Source organism: Umezawaea sp. (assembly GCF_036375055.1).
In the GTDB taxonomy this organism is placed as follows: Bacteria; Actinomycetota; Actinomycetes; order Mycobacteriales; family Pseudonocardiaceae; genus Umezawaea.
The window spans coordinates 1-20,136 of record NZ_DASUSQ010000020.1; the positions used below are offsets into that span (position 1 = coordinate 1).

General features: G+C 68.9%; 12 protein-coding genes and 3 pseudogenes. 6 read left to right on the plus strand and 9 right to left on the minus strand.

Translation table 11 applies throughout. The annotated features are described in order from the left end of the window. Nucleotides 1-1,268 (plus strand): phosphotransferase family protein (locus tag VFZ92_RS07195; RefSeq protein ID WP_330875005.1); only part of this gene is annotated, 1,268 nt, incomplete at its 5' end. A 187-nt stretch (nt 1,269-1,455) separates the two neighbouring features. Here VFZ92_RS07195 and VFZ92_RS07200 read toward each other — a convergent pair. From VFZ92_RS07200 to VFZ92_RS07235, 8 genes are all read right to left on the minus strand, one after another. Further along, the gene (locus VFZ92_RS07200; RefSeq protein ID WP_330875027.1) at nt 1,456-4,539 is read right to left on the minus strand and encodes a WD40 repeat domain-containing protein; all 3,084 of its coding nucleotides are present in this window, start codon (nt 4,537-4,539) and stop codon (nt 1,456-1,458) included. Next, a complete protein-coding gene (locus tag VFZ92_RS07205; RefSeq protein WP_330875006.1) occupies nt 4,539-4,910 on the minus strand; it encodes a hypothetical protein in 372 nt (123 codons plus the stop codon). The genes VFZ92_RS07200 and VFZ92_RS07205 overlap by 1 nt, the downstream gene beginning before the upstream one ends. 501 nt (nt 4,911-5,411) lie before the next feature. After that, nucleotides 5,412-7,397 carry an NAD-dependent DNA ligase LigA gene (gene ligA, locus VFZ92_RS07210; protein ID WP_330875007.1) on the minus strand — a complete coding sequence of 662 codons (1,986 nt, stop codon included), beginning with the start codon at nt 7,395-7,397 and terminating at the stop codon, nt 5,412-5,414. Nucleotides 7,398-7,452: 55 nt separating this feature from the next. Beyond that, nucleotides 7,453-7,980 (minus strand): hypothetical protein, encoded by a 528-nt coding sequence (locus VFZ92_RS07215; protein ID WP_330875008.1) that lies wholly within the window; start codon nt 7,978-7,980, stop codon nt 7,453-7,455. Nucleotides 7,981-8,126: 146 nt separating this feature from the next. After that, nucleotides 8,127-10,823, minus strand: coding sequence for a lectin (locus VFZ92_RS07220; protein ID WP_330875009.1), 2,697 nt, complete (start codon nt 10,821-10,823; stop codon nt 8,127-8,129). A gap of 668 nt (nt 10,824-11,491) precedes the next feature. Further along, nucleotides 11,492-11,710 (minus strand): hypothetical protein, encoded by a 219-nt coding sequence (locus tag VFZ92_RS07225; RefSeq protein WP_330875010.1) that lies wholly within the window; start codon nt 11,708-11,710, stop codon nt 11,492-11,494. Further along, complete coding sequence (locus VFZ92_RS07230) at nt 11,707-12,231, minus strand: alcohol dehydrogenase catalytic domain-containing protein (protein WP_330875011.1); 525 nt, start codon at nt 12,229-12,231, stop codon at nt 11,707-11,709. Before VFZ92_RS07230 ends, VFZ92_RS07225 begins: the two co-directional genes overlap by 4 nt. Nucleotides 12,232-12,325: 94 nt before the next feature. Beyond that, nucleotides 12,326-13,183 (minus strand): hypothetical protein, encoded by an 858-nt coding sequence (locus VFZ92_RS07235; RefSeq protein ID WP_330875012.1) that lies wholly within the window; start codon nt 13,181-13,183, stop codon nt 12,326-12,328. A 62-nt stretch (nt 13,184-13,245) separates the two neighbouring features. On the opposite strand from VFZ92_RS07235, the gene VFZ92_RS07240 reads away from it, so the two are divergent. The 4 genes and pseudogenes from VFZ92_RS07240 to VFZ92_RS42420 all read left to right on the plus strand — a co-directional run. Further along, a complete protein-coding gene (locus VFZ92_RS07240; protein WP_330875013.1) occupies nt 13,246-13,545 on the plus strand; it encodes an AsnC family protein in 300 nt (99 codons plus the stop codon). 110 nt (nt 13,546-13,655) lie between these two features. After that, a pseudogene (locus VFZ92_RS07245) lies at nt 13,656-13,856 on the plus strand (AsnC family protein); the annotation flags it as partial. Between the two features lie 229 nt (nt 13,857-14,085). Beyond that, a complete protein-coding gene (locus tag VFZ92_RS07250) occupies nt 14,086-14,223 on the plus strand; it encodes a hypothetical protein (protein WP_330875014.1) in 138 nt (45 codons plus the stop codon). A gap of 74 nt (nt 14,224-14,297) precedes the next feature. Continuing rightward, nucleotides 14,298-14,495: pseudogene (locus VFZ92_RS42420) on the plus strand (transposase); the annotation flags it as partial. Nucleotides 14,496-14,543: 48 nt separating this feature from the next. Here VFZ92_RS42420 and VFZ92_RS07255 read toward each other — a convergent pair. After that, nucleotides 14,544-17,564: an AfsR/SARP family transcriptional regulator gene (locus VFZ92_RS07255; protein ID WP_330875015.1), complete on the minus strand. Its 3,021-nt coding sequence runs from the start codon at nt 17,562-17,564 to the stop codon at nt 14,544-14,546. A gap of 2,012 nt (nt 17,565-19,576) precedes the next feature. Between VFZ92_RS07255 and VFZ92_RS42575 the strand changes: the two are divergent. After that, nucleotides 19,577-19,734 (plus strand): annotated as a pseudogene (locus VFZ92_RS42575) (transposase); the annotation flags it as partial. Nucleotides 19,735-20,136 lie beyond the last annotated feature (402 nt).

Here is a 20,136-nt window from a genome sequence, read left to right on the forward strand (position 1 = left end):
GGTGGGTGTGGGCGGGGCTGGACGTCGTACGGGCGAAAACGGTGATCGGAACGCTGTTCTTCGTCATGCCACGAGCATCGCGGCCCGCGCCCGCCCGAGGCAGACACCTGTCAGTACATACCTTCGCCGTGCCGCCTTCCGCCCCGCGGAACGTCCGGGCCGGTTTGAGCGGCAGGCTGGCCGATGACCGTGCGGTAGCGCTTGCGGCGCAGAAATTGCCAGGCCTCGGAATCCTGCCCGGCCGACTGACGCGAAGAGCTGGAACAGTTGTGCAACACCACTCGAACGGACACTCGGATGAACCTCGCCGCGACGTCGGTGGTCCCACCCGGCAAACGGTGATGGCCGACCTTCGACAAGCCCGTGACACCGCTCGCGCGATCGCGGCAGCCACCCTCGGCCACGACCCCGGCCCCATGTCCACCGCCCACAGCAGATCCCACCACGTCTACCTCGGCTCCGACATCGTCGTAAAGATCATCGACGCGGCCGGGCACTCGCGGCTGGACCGGGAGATCGCACTCGCGCCCCACCTGCCCACCGGCCTCACGGCCCCGCTGCTCAACAGCGGGCTCCACCGACTGGGGACGCGTGAGGTCCGCTACGCCTGCTACACCCGCGTGCTGGGGACGGCCCCCGGCATTGGCATGCCCAGGACTGACGGTGCGACCGCGCGCCTGCTGACCGAGCAAGCGGTCCAACGGCTCGACGCACTGCACAGTTGGACACCTGTGAGCCACGCGAAGCAGACTCTGGCGGAGACCGTCGATCACGGCGGGTTCGTCGGCAAAGCCGCGCTCGTCGCCGAGATCGAGAACCTTGCCGCCCTGGACCGGAACGTCCTCATCGCCCGCCGCGTGCTCGACGGTCTGACGGCGATAGCGGAGCGTGCGCCACTGCACTCGCGGGTTGTCGTCCCTGTCCACGCGGACTGCCACTGGGACAACTGGCTCGCCAACGATCGAAGCGTGACAGCGCTGCTGGACTTCGAATGGGCCCGCTTCGGTGACCCGGTCGACGACTGGTTCTTCCTCGCCCGGTTCAGCGGCCCGCACCTGGAGGCTGTCCTCGACGTCATCGCCCGTGCGACGGCGGCCTGCCCGGAAGTCCTCCGCGCGGAGTGTGAGGTTCGTGAAGCGGCCTACCTCGTCTCCGACCTCCGCGTCGCGCTCACCTGCCCAGGTGGTCTCGCAGAGGTGGCTTTCGGCAACCTCCGCGATCTCGATGAACTTGTCGTCGAACGCCGCTGGTGGCGCCAAGGGCGGTGACGTTGGTATCGGCAGTGGGACGGGGGCGCTCATCATGCCGCAGGTCGCACGGATGGACGCCCGCTACTGCCGACGAGCGGACGCTGTCAAGATCGAGGTTTGCCGGCCTGGGTCTTTGGTCTGATGCTGCGGTGTCGGGAGATCCAGGTCCCAGTCCCGATTGTCGGTGGACAAGCAAAGGCAGAGTTCAGGCGCCGCAGAAATTGATTGCGGTCACCTCTCCGTTCTCAGTGCCCATGAGCGCCCGCGTGTCGTCGATCGCGAGGCAGGTGATCCTGCCGTGCAGGGTGAGTCGACCGAGTTCGCACAGGTCGTCGAGGTCGTGCACGACAAGTGTCGCGTCGATTGCGGTGGCAAGGTAGCGGCCATCTCGGGTGATTCCAATGATGGTATTACACGCGATGTCGTGGGAGGATTCCGTCGGTGGCGGCCAGAGCTGGGTGGTGAGTTCTCCGGAGGCGACGGACCACATGTCCACGGAGATGAGCCTGGAATGGTAGAGGCCGCCGAACTGTGAGACGGTCACTATGTGGCGTCCGTCCGAGGTGAACCGGGCCGCGGGGATAAAACAGCCGTCCCTGGTCAGCTCGCGATGCAGGTTCCCGGTTTCCCGGTTCCAGATTCGGAGCACGCCGTCGGTGGTGCCGGTGACCACGAAGCGGCCGTCGGTCGAGATATCTACGGCGATGACCATCGAGCGATGGTCGATGTAGAGCCTGATCGGCTGCCCAGGTGGGCTTGGCTCGTCGAACCCTATTGCCGGCAGCATGGGTTCGCATGCACCGTCACGGGTCCGCCACAGTTGGTCAACGGGGACTCCTTTCACGGCCAGCTTGCGTACCGTGAGTTGGAGCCCTAAGTCGAAGACGTCGATGTTGCCCTCGCCGTCGCCGGTGACACACTGCCCACCGTCGGAGTGGATCGCGATCGATGTTGTATACCCAGGTCCTTTGACGGTGAGCTCGGGTTGTCCGGATCGGGAATTCCTCACCTTCAGAGTGCCATCGGTGTCGATCGACACCGCTCGGTCTCCGCGCAGCGCAACCGTCTGCACGGCCGCCCGGTGGCCTTTGGGGGACGCGTGACCGGGCAGAGGCGGCAGGGAGAGGACGTAGGGGTCACCGATCGAGCGGCCCACGATGACGCGATCGCCGTTGGCCGTGATGGCCAGTGACGTAACTCCATTGTCGAAGTGCACACCGATGATCTCGCGACGCTTCAGGTCCCACACGGCGATGAACTGTCGACCGGACTGGTAACACAGGGCGACGGCGAAACGACCGTCAGGTGTAGCGGCGGCGAAGGGGCAGCGTTCGTCGTCCCGCACAACATTGATGTACGCGGGCAACAATGGCGTGGTCCTCCGCTCGGCGGCCCGGAGATCGTCGGGCATCGGAGGCTCTTCTTCACCCGTGATGAGGTTGCGCACGATGATCCGACCGTCGTTCCAGCGGACGAGCACCTTTCGGTTGTTCTCGCTGAACCATACGCTTGAGGCGTGCCCGTCGAGAGGAAAGCTGCGGAGGATGGCGCCGGTCTCCACATCATGCACGTGGAGACCGCTCTCTTGGCGGGCCGCTGCGACCATGCTGCTGTCCGGCGACACGGCCATCGCCGACAAGTAGCCTTCGCCGGAGGCGAGCGTGTGCGACAGCAACCATGTACCCTCGCCGCCCGCGCTCCACTCGATATGGAGGGCAGGTTTCTCGTCGACACTCGTGTCGATAAGGCCGGGGGCGCCGGAGAAGGCGCAGTCGTATCGAATTTGGCCCAGCGCTAGGGCAGGTTGGGTGTCCGGATCCCACCGGCGCAAGTTGTGCGCCTGCCGGGTGAGCACCCCATGAACCGCATCGAGAATGTCGTTGTCGCCGACAGTGCGGCGCAGCGTGCCGACCTCCGCCACCAAGGAGTCGATGCCGGTCGCCGACAACCGCGCGTGTAGGTACGTGTAGTCGGTGATCGTCTCCTCAATCGCACGGAGGGCTGCGGCGGTGTCCTCGCCTCCCGCGAGCCGGTGGTAGTCGGTGAGGTAACCGAGCAGGTGGGTGACGGCGTGGGGGTCCGTGCCCGCGCCGCGCAGAACCTCGACGATCCGGCGAGTGGCCTCCAAGGGGTGGATGCTGTGCTGAGGCGACGTGCGGAGGTACTCGCGCAGCGCCTCGTGGTGAGGCGCGAAGGGACCGTCGGGAAATTGCCCAAGCAGGTAGGGGGAGCATCTCTCCAGGGCGTCGTCGACCACTGAGGGTGACAGTCCGGAGATCGCGGTCAACTGTCGTCGGGTGAACCCCTCACCCCGGCTCTGCACGAGCAGCGCGAGGGTCGGACGGATCGAGCCATGCCACCTTTCGACTTGGGCTGCCATCCGGCGGTTTAGGTACTCCCGGTACAACTCGGCCAGGCTGGCGGGCAGGGCGAGGACACCGCTCGTCGGATCGCTGAGGTACTGCTCGATCGCGTGCACCGCGTACAAGAAGTTGCCGCCAGCGGCTTCGCTGATCTCGGCGGCCAGAGGTTCCGCGTCCAGGACACCGGTGTCTTGGAGGCAGCGCAGGGCGTAGGTATGTACGTCGTCGGTGCCGCCGGCCTGGGCGATGCCCCGGAGGTTCAGGTGACCGGACCGGAACCTTTCTGCTGTGGAGCCGTTACGGGTAGTCAGCACCAAGCGCAGTTGCGGTACCGGGTCGTCCTGAAGGGTGGAAAGCAACCACGCGAGGGAGTTCGCCGAGTCGCCCTGTTCGTCGCTCTCGTTGATCGCGTCCACTAGAACGGTCACCGGGCAGCCCATTCGAACGAGCGGCTTGCGAAGGAAGTCGTGGAGCAACTGGCGCGGGTCAGTGGCGGGCAGGACCAAATTTTTGACGCCGGTGATGGTGGACCCGCTGACGTCGCCGGTGATTGTCTGTGTGATGGCGATGCTGGTGTCACCAACGGACCGGGCGATCTCCTCGGCATAGCCGGGCACGGTGTGGCAGAGCTGGGAAGCCAGTCGTTGGAGCACGGCGCGGGGATCGAGGGATTCGTAACGTCGGGCCTGACAGAAGTGCCATGCGTGCAGCCAGCCCGGTACGAGACTGCGGATGGGTGGCGCCGCATCGAGAGAATTCTCCACGAGCCGCTCGGCGATAGACGTCTTGCCGAACCCCGGCTCTGCCATGAGCACGAGGAACGGGTCGCCTGCGGAGACCCTCTCGGCAATCATGTCGAACACGGATGCGCGGTCGACAAAAGTGTTCGACCGCTTGACCGGGACGTCCGGGCCGAGCGGCACCATCACGACCTGTCACCCTCGTCGAGTCCAGTGATCCGTGAGTTGTGCACATCCTCGAAGTGCTGCCGCACCTCTGCGTCACCACCTGGGCTGGCGCGATTGATGCCGCTGACTTCACTGTCCCGGACTTCACCGAACGTCTGGTCCACTGTCGACCGCTGCCGAGGGTGGAATCCGGGGTCGGCGATGCCAGCGCGAACACGCTCGACGACGACCTGGCACGCGACCAGCACGACAACCCCGATGCCGACCGGCCACGCCCAACCCTCGGTCAGGACGTTGACGAGCACCGAGACCCCGGCAGCGAGCGCAAATATCGTAGTCGTCAGGATCAGCTGAGAACACTGTTGAAGCCAAGCACGCAAGATCGTCACTCTCCTGGGTGTCCGGTAAACGTGCCACCAGTACCGTGTCGCTACACGTTACACAACCCGGCGAAGCCGGATTGGCGATTCAGTCGAACAGCGAGGCACCGTTCCGGCGCACAGCACCTGAGTCCGTCGGTCGTGCAATACCGCACTGACTCCGGCGGTCGCGCGGATAAGAGCGGAAAGACCCGGCACCTGCAAATCGCGCGAAGCCTTATCCACTTCCTTCAAGACCTCGGCCAACACGAGCAAGGTGGCATATTCCAGACCTGTATCCACCCATCGCCAGATCCCGAAAGTTTGCCCGCGGGATCGACCAACGATTTCCGTTCGCGCTGCGCCGAACGTCCTGTCATGCCGCGTTGAGCCCATTTGGCAGTCCTACAGATGACACCGCCGACCGCAGTCGAGCGTCTCGCTGGTCAACCGTCGTGATCAACCGGCCAACCGAAGCGCTCAGCCACACCAACCGAGCGCTCGGCCACCCGAGCGCTCCCGCCCTCGGCGCTAGGCGATCCCGGCCGCGATGAGCTGCTGCCAGATCACCCCCTGGTCGACCACCTCCACCTCGAACTTCTCCGCCTTGGTCAGCTTCGCCGCACCGACACCCGCCCCGGTGATCAGCATGTCCGTGCTCGCCGACACCGACGACGCCGCCGTCGCCCCCGCCTTCTCGCACAGCCGCTGGAACGTCGGCCGCGCGACCTTCTCCCCCGACCGCGGGTCGCTGATCGCGCCGGTGATCACCACCGTCTTGCCCTCCAGCGGCGCCCCGGCCGCCACCACCGGCGGCAGGTCCTCCTCGCGCACGTCCAGCGACACCCCGCGCTCGCGCAGCCGCTCCAGCTCCGGCCGCAACCGGGTCAGGTGCTCCACCAGCGACGCCGCCACCTTCGGGCCGATGTCCTCGACCTCGACCAGACCGTCCACCCCGGCGTCGAGCACGTCCTCCAACGACCCGAACCCGGCCCGGCACAACCGCGCCGCCGTGCCCTCGGACGCCATGGGGATCGCCAGGCCGATGAGCGCGCGCCGCAGGCCGACCCGGCGGCTGGTGTCGATCGACTCGATCATGCGGGTCGCGGACACCTCGCCGATCCGGTCGAACTCCAGCAGCCGCTCCCTGGTGAGCGTGTAGAAGTCCGACGGGTTCTCCAGGATCCCGGCCTCGGCGAGCCGTTCGATCCACACGCCGCCGACGGCCTCGATGTCCGCCGCCGCGCGCGAGGCCCAGTGGATCAGCCGCCGCACCGTCTGGGCGGGACAGGCCACGTTGGTGCAGAACAGCTCCCGGCTGTTGCCCTGCTCGGTCAGCGGCTGCGCGCACGACGGGCACTCGCTGGGCGGCACGATCTCCCGCTCCGCCCCGGTGCGCTGCGAGGCGTCGAGCACCCCGGCGACGAACGGGATCACGTCGCCAGCCCGGCGCACCAGCACCGTGTCACCGATGCGGATGCCGCGGGCGCGGATGACCTCCTGGTTGGCCAGCGTGGCGCGGGTGACGGTCGTGCCGCCGACGAACACCGGCTCCAGCCAGGCGACCGGGGCGATCTTGCCGGTCTTGCCGACGTCCCAGACGACGTCGGCGAGCACGGTCGTCTTCTCCTCGGCGGCGAACTTGAACGCCAGCGCCCCGCGCGGCGAGTTCGACCGCGTCCCGGCCGCGGCGTAGGCGTCGCGGTCGGCCAGCCGCAGCACGGCACCGTCCAGGTCGTAGTCCAGCTCGTTGCGCCGCTGCTCGATCGTGGTGATCACGGCCTGCGCGGCGTCGGCGTCGGCGCAGTGCCGCATGTCCGCGGCGGTGAACCCGAGCACCGTGAGCGCGCGCTCCAGGTCGGCCTCGGCGGCCTCGGCGTCCAGGTCGAACGCGAAGAACGTCAGCCTGCGTTCGGCGACCGTGGCCGGGTCCTTGGCGCGCAGCGTCCCGGCGGCGGCGTTGCGCGGGTTGATCAGCGGTTTGTCCGGGTGCGCGGCGTTGTAGGCGGCGAAGGTGGAGCGCAGCATCACGGCCTCGCCGCGCACCTCGACCCGGCCGGGGGCGTCCACCCGCGCGGGCACGCCGTCGGTCAGGGCCTTGACCAGCGGGGTCACGTCGTCGCCGGTCGTGCCGTCACCGCGGGTGACCGCCCGTGCCAGCCTGCCGTTCTCGTAGACCAGCGCGAGCGACAGCCCGTCCAGCTTCGGCATGACCACGACCGGCTGGCCGGGGAAGCGCGCGAAGAACGCCGTGACCTGCTCGGCCTTGGTCGCCTTCTCCAGGGACAGCATCGGCCGCGAGTGCCGGACCGGCGCGTGCAGCACCGCGGGAGCGCCCACCTGCTCCAGCGGGTTCGGGTCGGGCGCCAGCTCGGGGTTGGCCTCGACGAGGCCGCGCAGCTCGTCCTCGATCGCGTCGTACTCGGCGTCGGCGACCGACGGCGAGCCCCGGTAGTAGGCGTCGCGCAGCACGACGATCCGATCGGCGAGGTCCTGGATGCGTTCACGAGCGTTCACGGCGCATGACGCTACCCGTGACCGCTCCACCCCGTCCGGTGGATCGTCACACCCGTCACAGGTCGAAGTACCTGGCCGTGGGCTCCGCACCCCCCTCGGCGATCTCGCGGCGCAGCGCGTCGCGGTGGTCCAGCACGCCGCGCGCCGCCTCGGCGAACCACTCGGTCACCGCGGCCCACCGCCGCTCCACCGGCTCGTCCCGCACGATCCGCCACACCGGCGGGTCGGGCAGCGCGAGGTCGCTGCCCTCCACGACGTGGAACTCGACGGCCTCGCGGCACAGCAGCACCAGCAGGCCCTTCGGGTCGCGCAGGTTCCCGTCGGCGGTGTCCAGCGCCTCCAGCGCCAGCTCCTTGATCTCGGCGTCGAGGTCGACGACGTCCGTGGTGGCGCCCGGCCACCACAGTCCACCGGCACCACCGCCGCCGACCAGTCGCCACACGGCCTCGACCGCCGCCGGGATGCCCTTCGCGCCCTGCGCGTCCGCTGTCCGCACGATCGCGAACGGGTCGGCGCCCGCGCTCGCGTCGGCGCGCAGGCCACCCGCCAGCGTCCGGTCGTACACCTCACGGATCGTCGTCATCGATTCCCCCTGGGTGATCCGACCTCGGTGGCGGTGACCGCGGTCGGCCGGGACCTCCGGTCCCCTTGGTACCAGAGGGGCCGACCGCGCCGGAAGCCCCGGTGGACCGTCCCGGCCGCGCGGGGCGGGCGGCCGGGACGTCACCGCTAGGGCACCCTCCACTGCTGGGCGGCGGTGGAGTTGCAGTCGTGGATCTGGAGCTGGACGCCGTTGGCGGGGTTGCTGTTCGGGACGTCCAGGCACCGACCGGACGGCGGGTTGACCAGCGACCCGTTCGCCTTCGGCCACCACTGCTGCGCGCCGGTGCCGTTGCACTCCCACAGCTGCACCTTGGCGCCGTTCGACCTGCTGCTCCCGCTCACGTCCAGGCACCGCCCGGCCGCGCGGACGCTGCCGTCCGACGCCAGCGTCCACACCTGGGCCGCGGAGGTGTTGCAGTCCCACAGGCGCACGGGTGCGCCGTTGCCCGCGACGGCGGGATCGGCGTCCGCGCACTTCGCCGACAGGCCGGAGATCGCACCGGTCCGCGCGGGGTTCGGGCCCACGTCGAACGACGGCGGGGCGTCGGCGGTGGCCGAACCCCACGTGGACGCCGAGGTGCCGAGGGTGTAGTCCAGCGTGCCGCCGTTCGCCACGAACGACGACGGCAGCCACGGCTTGGTCGTCGCGGCTCCGTCGACGCGCAGGGACTGCACGTACTTCGCCGAGTCCGACGCGCCCGCGGCGGTGATCGTGATGGTCTTGCCGTTGCCCCTGGTGATGGTCGTCCGCGGGAACTGCGGACTGGCGAGCACCAGGTCGGCGCGACCCGGCGCCTGCGGGTACATCCCGAGCACGGCCCACACCGCCCACGACGACATCTCACCGAGGTCGTCGTTGCCCACCAGGCCCTCCGGGACCGGCGTGAAGATCGACGTCAGGGCGCGGCGCACCACGTCCTGGGTCTTCGCGGGCGCACCGGCGTACGCGTAGGCCCACGGGGTGTTCAGCGTCGGCTCGTTGCCCAGGTAGGCGTAGACCTTCTTGGGGCCTGCGTTCAGCTCGGTGAAGAACGTGTCCAGGCGGGACACCACGGCCGCGTTGCCGCCCATCGCGTCGAACAGGCCCCGGTGGTTGTGGGGCACCATCCACGTGTACTGGGCCGCGTTGCCCTCGACGTACTCGTTCTCCTGCACCGGGTTGAACGCGGGCCAGCTCAGGTCGGCGTTGCGCGGCTTGACGTACTTCTGCCCCGATTCGAACAGGTTGCGCCAGTTCTGCGCGCGGCGCAGGAAGTTCTCCGCCGTCGCGGTGTCGCCGAGGCGCGCGGCGAGCTGGCTGATGGCGAAGTCGGCGCTGGTGTACTCCAGGGTCGTCGCGGCGGAGCCCCAGACGTCCGGCAGGCCCGTGGGGACGTAGCCGTAGTCGTTGAACTGCAACCACCCCGGCCGCTGGCGGATGTCGTCAACGCCCGCCACCATGCGCTGGAGAGCCTGGCCGGTGTCGAAGGACGTGCCGCCGAACGCGTGGATCGTGGAGACGATGATCGCCATCGGGTCGCCGTTCATGACGCCCGTGCCGCCGTTGGCGACGGTCCAGCGGTCGAAGTAGCCGCCCTGCGCCGCCTGGTTCACCGCCGACTGCGCTATGTCGGAGGCCTCCTTCGGGGCCAGCAGGGCGATGAGGGCTATCTGGGACCGGTAGACGTCCCAGCCGGAGAAGTTCGCGTACTGCACGCCCGCCGTCGTGCGCACCTGGTTGTCGAAGCCGGTGTAGCGGCCGTCGACGTCGCTGAACACGTTGGGGTGCAGCAGGGAGTGGTAGAGCGACGTGTAGAGCGTGCGGAGCTGGGTCGTGGTGCCTCCGGTGACGTCGACCCGGCCCAGCCAGCCGTTCCACGCGGCCCGCGACTGGGTCCTCACCTCGTCGAAGGTCTTGGTGCCGGTCTCGGTGGAGAGGTTGGCCTTCGCGCCGTCGAGGCTGACGAAGGAGATGCCGATGCGCGCCGTGACCGTGCTGGAGTCGAACGACACGAACGCCGACGCGGCGAACGGCTGCACGTCCTGCGTCGTCACGCCGGGTGGCGCGGGCAGGTTCCGCGTCTCGGCGGTCTTGGGCGCGGGCGGGAGCTGCTGCCCGCTCTCGCCCTCGATCGTGCGCCGCGACTCGTCGACCTCCCCCTGCTCGTCGACGACACCCGCGGTGGCGAAGTTCCGGTCGAACGTGACGTGGAAGTGCAGCCGGTAGCGGTTGCCCGCCCCGCAGAACCCGCCGCTGTCGGTGTGGCCGGACAGGCTGTTCGTGCCGATCGTGATCGAGCCGCTCGCCGCGTTGAACGCGCGCGCGGCGTCGACCGACAGCGAGGCGCGCTGGCCCGCCGGGTAGGTGAACCGGGCGACGCCGGAGCGCTGGTTGGCCGTCAGCTCGGTGCGCAGGCCGTTGTCGAACGCCACCGAGTAGTAGCCGGGTTGGGCGATCTCGTTGGCGTGGTTGAAGGTGTAGTGGCTCACCGGGCTGGCGCCGAGCGTCGGCAGGAACGGGATGTTGCCGAAGTCGCTGCACCCCGGCCCCGACAGGTGGGTCAGGCTGAAGCCGCGGATGCGGTTGTCGTCGTAGTGGTACCCGCCGTGCTGGTGGGTGACCGTGTCCGGGCTCCACTGGAGCATGCCGAAGGGCGCGACGGCGCCGGGGAACGTGTTGCCCGCCCCACCGCCGTGCCCGAAGTCGGGGCCGCCGGGCTTCGTGCCGACGAACGGGTTGACGTACTGCGCCGGATCCGACACCGCCTGTGCCGTTCCGGCCGTCACCGGGACCGCGAGGGCCGCGAACGTCACGGCGGCCAGGGCCGCGGAACGAAGACGCATGGTTCCTCCTGCAGGGCTGAGGAATGTGACAACGTTGTCACGGCCCGATTTTCCCACCGGAGCCGCTGGTCAGGAACCCGCTGCGCGGCGCAACCTCGGTTCACCCGCGCCTGTCCGGCGGACGAGGCGCCGGCACCGGGAGTCCGGTGGGCGGGGCGGGCATCGGTACCGGCTGGGCTGGGCGGGGCAACGGTACCGCCGAGGCGGGATACCGGCAGGACGAGGCAAGGCGGGCGGGCTGGGGCGGGCCGGGCCGGAGTCAAGCGGGCCGGGCGGGCGGGCGTGAACAATGTGGGTGTTGATGTTGACGCCACGGTGGTCCTCCCCCGCGTGACTGCCTGCCCGTGTGGACGGGTGCAGGCGTGGTGTGCTGTCGGCACGGTGAGAGGAGGCCTGACGGGTCCCCCGACGAACCCGCCAGGCTGTTCCACCTCCCGTGATCACGAACTCCGCAACTGTCGGGTGTTCGGCGCCCGCGGCGGCTCCCCAGCCGCCGCGGTGGTGCTTGGTTCGTGAAACGCCGACTCTCCGGCGAGCACCGGTTGTGGCAGTGCCGTCGGAGATCCGTGGTGCGGTGTCCGCGCGACACCCGTCGGGTGTCAGCGATCAGGGTCACTGAGCGGACCTGGGTGCGGCATCCGCACATTCACCCGATCGAATTGGCTGGGTCAGGTCACGACGACGATCCCCGCGGCGTCGAAGTCGGCGATGGTCAGGACCCGGCGCGGGTCTCCGGTCAGGTCGACGGCCGTGGCCGCGAAGCCGTGGCCGGTCACGTCGTGCACCGCGTCGACCACGTCCCCGGCCTGGGCCCGGATCCGATCCGCGACGCCCGGCCCGTACGCGACGGGGGTGGCGCCGAGCGCGGTCAGGTGCTCGTGGTTCACCTCGGACGCGGTGCTGATGACCGTGAGGCTCCGCAGGACGAGCAGCTGCACGACAGCGCTGCCCACGGCGCCCGCCGCCCGTTGACCACGACGGTCCAGCCCGGTCGGACACCGAGGGCCCGGATGCCGCGCACGGCGGTCTCGACGGCCACGGGGAGCGTGACGGCGTCGGTGAACGACAGCGCGTCCGGCAGGCCCGCGAGCGCCTCGGTGCGGGCGAGGGCGTACTCGGCGTACGCGCCGGAGTCGGTGAACCCGACGACCCGGTCGCCGGGCGAGATCCCGGTCGCGCCCCGGCCCAGCGCGGCGACGGTACCGGCGACCTCCTTGCCCAGGATCGCGGGCAGCGGTGTCGGGAAGGCGTGTTCCAGTCCGCCGCGGCGGATCTCGCACTCCAGGCTGTTGACGCCGGTGGCGGCGGTGCGGACGAGGACCTGGCCCGGCCCCGGCACGGGTGTCGGGACGTCGGTCAGCTCGAAGTTGTCCGCGCCGCCGAAGGCGGTCAGCACCTGCGCCCTCACCGGCTCCGCCGAGCGGTGGGCGCGACCTGGAGGAGAGGTCGGTCTGCCAGCAGGACGAGGTGCTCGGTCGGCTCGTCGGCGACGCTGGTGTGCGCTACCCCCAACGGGATCCGGACCAGGTCATCCGGAACGAGGTCGACCACGCCGTGCTGGGACACCAGCGTGCGCCGGCCGCTGATCTGGTACTGGACCTCGTCGGCGTCCAGCGTGCGCCGGAAGCGCCTGCCGTCCGCGGTGGGCGCCACGCGCTGCCCAACCGGAAGCGGTCCGACCGGTACTGCCAGGTCACACCGGGGTTCCGGGTCGTGGTGAGGACCCGCAGCCGGTCTGTGTCGATGTGCACGTGGTCGAGCAGCAGCTGTTCGTCGACGGGGAACACCGCGATGTCGTGGCCGGGCGTGCCCATGCACTCGGTCACCGCCTCGTTGACCCACCCCGCCCGCCAGCCGGGGAACGGGGGCGACACCGCCAGAGAGGTGCGCGCGGCCTCGCGTTCCCCGGTCACCGGCGCGGAGGAGCAGAAGAGCAGGTGGCTCTCGCGGTGGCCGTGGTTGTCGTGCGCGACGCCGCGCGAGATGCGGGAGAACTCATCCGCCTGGTGCTCGACCACGCCCAACTCGGTCATCAGCGTGCGCTCCCCGGCGATCTGGTAGGACAGCTCGTCCACGTCGCAGTTGCGGTGGTAGAACGGCTGCCTGCCGTCGTGCATGGTCTGCCACTCGACGCGCAGCCCGTCGTTCTCGTACACCCCGCGCGGCGCGGCGAAGGCCCGTTCCTCGTGCTCCTGGGGGAAGTGCACGACCGACAGCGACTCCTGGTCGTGCCACGGCGTGAACGGCAGGCCGCTGGGGTGCGGTGGCGCGAGCAGCAGTCGTTCGTCCCGCTCCAGGACGTGCGGCGGCTCGTCCGAGCCCATGAGCGCGAGTTCCTCGATGACGTTTCCATGCGACAAGCCTTGAACCGGAACCGCTCGAACGCGAAGACAGACCGCCTTCGATGCGAGAATCCGACACCATGGTTGCTGTGGTGCGAGGATCCGTCGTCCTCGACGACGTCGACCGAGGGCTGTTGCAGGCCTTGGTGGTGGACCGGCGAGCGTCGTTCGCGCGCATCGGCGAGGTGCTGGGCGTCTCGGACCGCACGGTCGCGCGCCGCTACTTCCGGTGTGCGGGACCAACCTGGTTCGCCTCGTCGGGGACGTCGACGCGCTGCGGCTCGGCGGGGCCGAGTGGATCATCCGGGCGCAGTGCGAACAGGGTTCGGCGGCGCAGGTCGCGGAAGCCCTGGCCCGCCGCGACGACACCCGCTGGGTGAACCTGCTGCCCGGTGGTACGGAGATCAGCGCGAGCCTGCGGTCGTGGTCGGCGAACGAACGCGACGAGCTGATCCTGCACCGCCTCCAGCGCACGGCTCCGGTCGTGGCCGTGACCGCGCACAGCGTCCTGCACGTCTTCGGCGGCGGCAGGCAGGGACTGGACGGTCCGGGCTCGCTCGGCCCGGAACAGGTCGCCGCCCTGCGCCCGGCGCACGTCGGCGACCCGTCGACCGACCTCGTCGACGCCGACCGGCCGCTGCTGCGGGCGCTGGCGCAGGACGGCCGCGCCCCCTACCCGGCCCTGGCCGCCGCGACCGGCTGGTCCCAGTCGCGGGTCGCCCGCCGGATCGACGCGCTGCGCGCCGCCTCGCTGCTGTCCTTCGACGTGGACGTCGACACCGAACTCCTCGGCTACCGCGCGGAAGCCCGCCTGTGGGCGTCGGTGTCGCCCGCTGACCTCGCCGAGACCGGCGCCACGGTCGCCGCGCACCCCGAGGTCGCCTTCTGCGCGGGCGACCACCGGCCCGACCAACCTGCTGGTGTCGATCGTGTGCCGGGACGGCGCGCACCTCTACCGCTACCTCACCCGGCGGTTCGGTGCCCTGCCGCGGATCCACACCGTCGAGACCGCGCCGGTCGTCCGCACGGTCAAGCGCGCGGGCTCACCCCGCCGCTGAACGGCGCGGACGCGGTCGTCGCGTGGCCGGTCGTCGTGGGGGCCGAGGGGGCAGTACCTGGTGAAGTCCGTACCAGCCTGCACCGCTTCTGCTCGTGGTGCGCCAACAGTGGCATCGCCGAGATCACCAGACTGGTCACCACCATCGAAACCTGGTGGGACGGTGTCGAAGCGTTCCTGCGCACCAGCATCACCAACGCCAAGAGCGAAGGCATCGACCGAGCCGTCAAGCGCGTCGCCCGCAATGCCCACGGCTTCCGCAACCCCGAAAACCAACGCCTACGCCTACGCACACGCAGCGTCACAAGCAAGGCGAAGACGTCAGCTTTGTGGCACGTCGCTGAGTTCGTCGAGTTGTCGTTGCACTCGCTGGACGTCTTCGTCGCGGTCTTGTTCCCGGTACAGCTCCAGTGCCTCCCGCCAGACCGCGCGTGCCTGCGCGTGTTGTCCGAGGGCGGCGTGGGGGTGGCCCGCGCTGTCGAGGGTGTTCGCGACCTCGTAGGCGTCGTCGAGTGCATGGCGCTTGGTGAGGGCTTGGTGGTAATAGTCGATGGCTTGCTGGTGGTCACCTGTGCCGTGGGCAATGAGCCCGAGGCTGTCCAGAGCGGCTGCCTCACCGGCGGTGTTGTGGTGGTGTCGATGCAGACTGAGGGCGGCAAGACAATGGTCGCGGGCGGTGTCGAACTCGCCCAGGCGTGCGGCATACCAGCCCACGGTGTTGAGCGCGTTGGCTTCGAGCAGCAACTGGTCGAGGGTGCGGCGGAGGTCGAGGGCGTGTCGAGCGTGGTCCAAAGCCCGTTGATCGTCTCCTTGCCGTCCCCGCACGTACGCGAGCGCCTGATGGGTGTTCGCCTGTTCGGTGGGATCGTGGTGGCGCACGGCTAGGACGAGGGCCTGGTCCAAGTGCTGGATGGCTTCCTCGTGCAGACCCAGCCGGGAACAGGCGTAGCCGAGACTTCGGTGGGCACGGCTACGCCTGGCGGGGTCCGGCAGGTGGGCGGCGGCGTCCAGCGCGGCCCGCCATGTGGCGAGTGCATCGCACAGGCGCCCTCGACGTAGGTGGAAGGTTTCCAGTGCCAGAGCGAGGTGCCAGACGACTGCGGAGCGATCGAGGTTGATGGCGGCGCGTTGGGTGGCCAGCAGGGTGGCATGCTCGGCTTCCAACCAGGCCATCGCGGCAGCGGTGTCGGGTAGCGGGTGGGGGTGGGCGCCGGGTGTGGGTGGGTCGGGTTCCAGGAGTGGGCGGTGGGGGTCCAAGAGGCGGTCGGCGGTGTGGGCGGTGTGCAGGTGGAAGTCCATTACCCGCACCAGTGCAGCCTCCCGCGCGTCCTCGGGCAGGTCACCTGCGGTGGTGGCGTAGGCGCGGACCAGGTCGTGCATCGCGTACCGGCCGCCCGGCCTCCGTTCGACCAGCGACGCCTCCTCCAACGCCGACAGTGCCTTGCGTGCGCGGGCCTCGGGCAGACCGGTCAGAGCGACCACGGCGGGCAGGGTGGTGTCAGGGCCAGGAGCGATGCCCAGCAGCCCGAACACGGTGCGCTGTTCGGCGGTGAGCCGGCGCAGTGACCACGACAGGACGGCCGGCAGGCTGGCGGCGGGATCGGTGTCGTGGTCGAGCATCTCCAACCCGTGCTCGCGCAGTTCGGCGGCGACCTCGGCCACCGGGATGACGGGGTGGGTGGCGGCGTGGCGGGCGGTGATCGACAGGGCCAGCGGGTAGCCGCCGCACAACTCGACCAGCTCGTCCACGGCGTCGGGCTCGGCGGTGCGATCCGCGCCCAGGCGTGCGGCCAGCAGAGCACGTGCCTCGTCACGGGACAGTACGTCCAGTCGCAGGTGGCGGGCGCCGTGCCGGTCGATGAGGGAGGCGAGCCTGGTGCGGCCGGTGACCAGCACGGCGCAGGTCGGGCTGCCGGGCAGCAGCGGGATCACTTGGTCGGCGGTGGCGGCGTTGTCCAACACGACCAGCACTCGTTTGCCTGCGACCAGGCTCCGGTACAGCGCGGCCTGTGCGCCCAGGTCCAACGGGATCCGACCGGAGTCGACTCCCAGGGCGTCGAGGAACCCGCGCACCGCCGCTTCGGGGGCCACCGGCTCTTGAGCGGGGCTGAACCCGCGCAGGTCCACGAACAGCTGCCCGTCGGGGAACTGCTCGGCGTGCTGGTGCGCCCATGCCAGGGCGAGCCAGGTTTTGCCGATCCCACCCGCCCCACCGATCGCGGAGATCACCACCGTGGCACCGGTTCCAGTGTCCGAACCGGCGCCGGCCGGCTGCGGCCCCTCGGCCAGTTCGGCGGTCAGCGCTTGGTCCAGGCGGGCCAGTTCGGTGCGGCGGCCGGTGAACCACCGTGGCGGCGCGGGCAACTGCCGTGGCATCGGTTCTTCCGCCTTGGCCGCTGCGCCGCTGGTGATCACCGCTCCCGTGATCGCCGCCGAGAGTGGGATGAGGTCGGGATCGTTGTCGAGGATGCGCTGGTGCACGTCTTGCAGTGCGGTGCCGGGCTCGGTGCCCAGGTGCTCGATCAGTCGGGCGCGCAGTTGCCGGTAGTGGGCGAGGGCGTCGGCGGTGCGTCCGGCGCGGTGCAGGGCAAGCATGAATTGGGCAGCGACGCGTTCGTTCAAGGCATCGTGGTCCGCCAGCGCAGACAGTTCGGGCAGCAGTTCGGTGTGCCGGCCGCAGCGCAACGCGACGTCGACGCGGTCGAGCCGGGCGGCGACGCGCTCCCGCTCGAGGCCGGTGCGCACAGCGGCCAGCCACGGGGTGTCCAGGCCGGCGAACGGCTCACCCCGCCACAGCCCCGCGGCCTCCTCCAGCAACACCAGCGCCTGTGCGTCCTCCTGCCCGCGTGCCTGCTCCACGAGTCGGCGGAACCGATGCAGGTCCACCGCCTGCGGATCCACCTCCAGCACGTACCCACCGCCCCGCCGCACGACCGCGACATCACCAGCCAGCGTCAGCACCCGTCGCAGCCGCGACACGTAGTTGCTCGCCACCGACCGCGCCTTGTAGGGCAACCGATCCGCCCACACGCGGTCCAGCAGCTGCTCGGTGGTGACGACCCGGTTCGCCTCCACCAGCAGCGCCGCCAACACGCACCGCTGCCGCGCGTGACCGACCTCCACCACCCGGCCATCGACCCACAGCTCGACCGGCCCGAGCACGCGCAGTTCGGTCACCACGATGCCCACCTCCCCGCGCCCCTTACTACCCCGCCCGCACACCGCCTCACGACCGCCGACCAGGCGATTGCCAAAACGCGATGACGTTGCGACGAACCGGAGGTCCACCGTGTTCATGACGTCCGCATCAGCCGACGAGGCGGACACGGAGGAGACAGTCATGGTTCGAACGGCACACCGTGCGGTGGTGCTCTGCGCGGCGCTCGCCGCAGCGGGGGCTGGCCTGGCCGCTCCGGCACAGGCCGCGAGTACAGATTCCGCGATGACCACGGTCTCCAGCGACGTGACGGCGCTGACGATGACCTGTCGCTCGTCGAGCGACTTCAGCCCTTGGACCTACATCAGCGGGAGTTGCAAGCGCAGCGCGTTGTACCCGAAGGAGTTCTACAGTGCCTGGTTGACATGCGTGGATGTCCGCATCAACCGGGAGTACTCCAGGTATGGAACCCAGTACCTGGCACCTTGGGGCTTCTACGGTTCCACCTCCACCGCGCGGTGCGACTCGGGGGACCACGCGATCGCTGGAGGCATTTCGTAGTCCTTCCCATGATGCCGCCGGAAGGCCTGTCAGGACGACTGGATCCCCAACGCATCCGCGTCGACCGACCCATGGACAGGCGACCGTGTTTTCCTCGCTGGACGACAAACCCCCTACAGCACCTACCGACGCGTCACCATCAACGTCAGCAGGCCGTACGCAAGCCACGACCCCCACCGACAGTCGACGCGCCGCCCGTGAGCAAGGCTGATTCGCCGGCCCACACCCGCAGGAAGAACGAAACCAAGGAAATCAACCCGTCGAACATTCAGGAAAGCTCTGGAAGAGCGCTACACATGTGCATGTTCGAAATAAAAGGGAGAAAATGCGCAAGATCACAAGCCGTCGTTAGCGGCCTGGTCGGAGTGTTCGGCGCACCGGAGCGAGGTTTGGATCTTTCGGTGACCGAGCCGCTGACGGATCGAACGATTCGAACGATCAATCCGCGGTTCCGCGGGAGGCAGTGAATCGGGTTTCACCAACCGGACGGGCGGCAGGGGAGTTGCCACCGCGGTTGCTCAGGAAGGGATGAAGCGAGTAGGAAAGATCGTATTTCCGGTTCAAGGGCAGGGCGGATCCGTTGATTGTCGAGTGCGACGGGTCGTACGCGTCGGCGTACTTCCACTGCGAACAGGGCGTGAACTACATCTACCCGAGCGCGCCAGCCCATTACCGCGTGAAATCTATATTCTTCCGCGCGGAATCAACACGAATCGAAGCTCCACAAGCAAGTGAGACAAGTAAAATTTATACAGGCTACACAATACCCAATACATGATGATATGCGACCATGGGAGAATTTATGAGTGCGCGCCTGCGCAAATTCGGTGCCGGGCTTGCTTCCTTCACGCTGGCCGCTGCTGGCGCATCGATTTTTACCGCCTCGCCCGCTGTCGCGGCAGTTCCATGCGGACCAAGTGCACCTGACAAGGACACGCGCATTGCGCAAACGGTCAACAGGGTTCCGAGTGTTCCTCTCGGAGTTTGGATGCGGACCGGCCCCGGCCTCAACTGTTCTGGCATTGTTCAAGTGCCCTGGGGGGCTTGGGTCGACCTCAACTGCTTCCGGCGTGGCGACAGTGTTAACGGCGTCACCACTTGGTCCGCTGTGCGCTTTGCGCAGTATTTCGGCTGGATTTCCGACTATCACCTCTCCGGTCAAGGTAGCAGCTTCAACTGTGACTAGTGCATCGGTTGATCGATGACGTGGCTGGGGTGTCGAGTTCGCGCGACGAAAGGTGACGCCGCGATCAGTCCGGGTCGTGCGGAAGGGCTTCGACCAGGTTCGAAGGTGTACCGCTCGAAAAGTCATCGTTGCTGGTCAAGCGGCGTGCCAGTACTCGTTGACGAGTCCGCCGAGAATGCGGGTGCGGTGCAGCCTGAGGGTGTCGAGGTCGTGGACCGCGGGAGGCTGGTGCTGAGTCTCGGGTGGTAGTTGGTCGCGGGCTTGGTGGGCTCGGTGTCGGTTGTAGTGGTTTTCGCAGGTTTTGAGGACTTGTCGTGCGTGGTTCTCGCCGGTGATCAGGATGTGGTCGAGGGCTTCGCGTCGGACGCAGCCGATGGCGGACCTGCTCGGGTCGAGCACCAGGAGCCGCGGCGGCGGGCGGTCCGGGCTGGGTAGTTCGTCGATTCGGACGCGCTGGTCATCGACGTCACGGGGTTTCCGAAGGATGACAAGGACTCCCCCGGTGTGGCACGCATGTACCGCGGCGCGTCGGGCAAGACCGGGGAACTGTCAGATCGGTGACCGCATACACGCGGTCACCGATCTGGGCCTCGGCCGCGATCGACTGGTGACTGTTCCTGACGCCCGGTCACGGCCGCTCTGTCACATCACGGGTTCAGCCCGGTCCGCTGCGGACTCGGCACGCTGGACGAACTCGGACGCGTTGGCCGGGTTGTACCGGGGTGATCCTCAGTCGTGACAGACCGACCGGGGAGCACTGGTGGGGAGTTCGATCACTTCGTGCTACTGCTAGCAGCCCGAACTCGACAGCGCCGAAGCCTTGTCGGGTTTCCCGTGGTCTGGATCGAGGTCTGCGCGGGACCCGACGGGAAGGACTCGGAGTGCACGTACCCGTGATGGGTTCAAGACCCGACTACCGCGACACTGACGTGCACGGGCGATGGTTCCGGCGCGTCGCCAAGTCCCGCTCCAACGACCCATCGGGAAGGGTTGATCAACCACGGAGACGG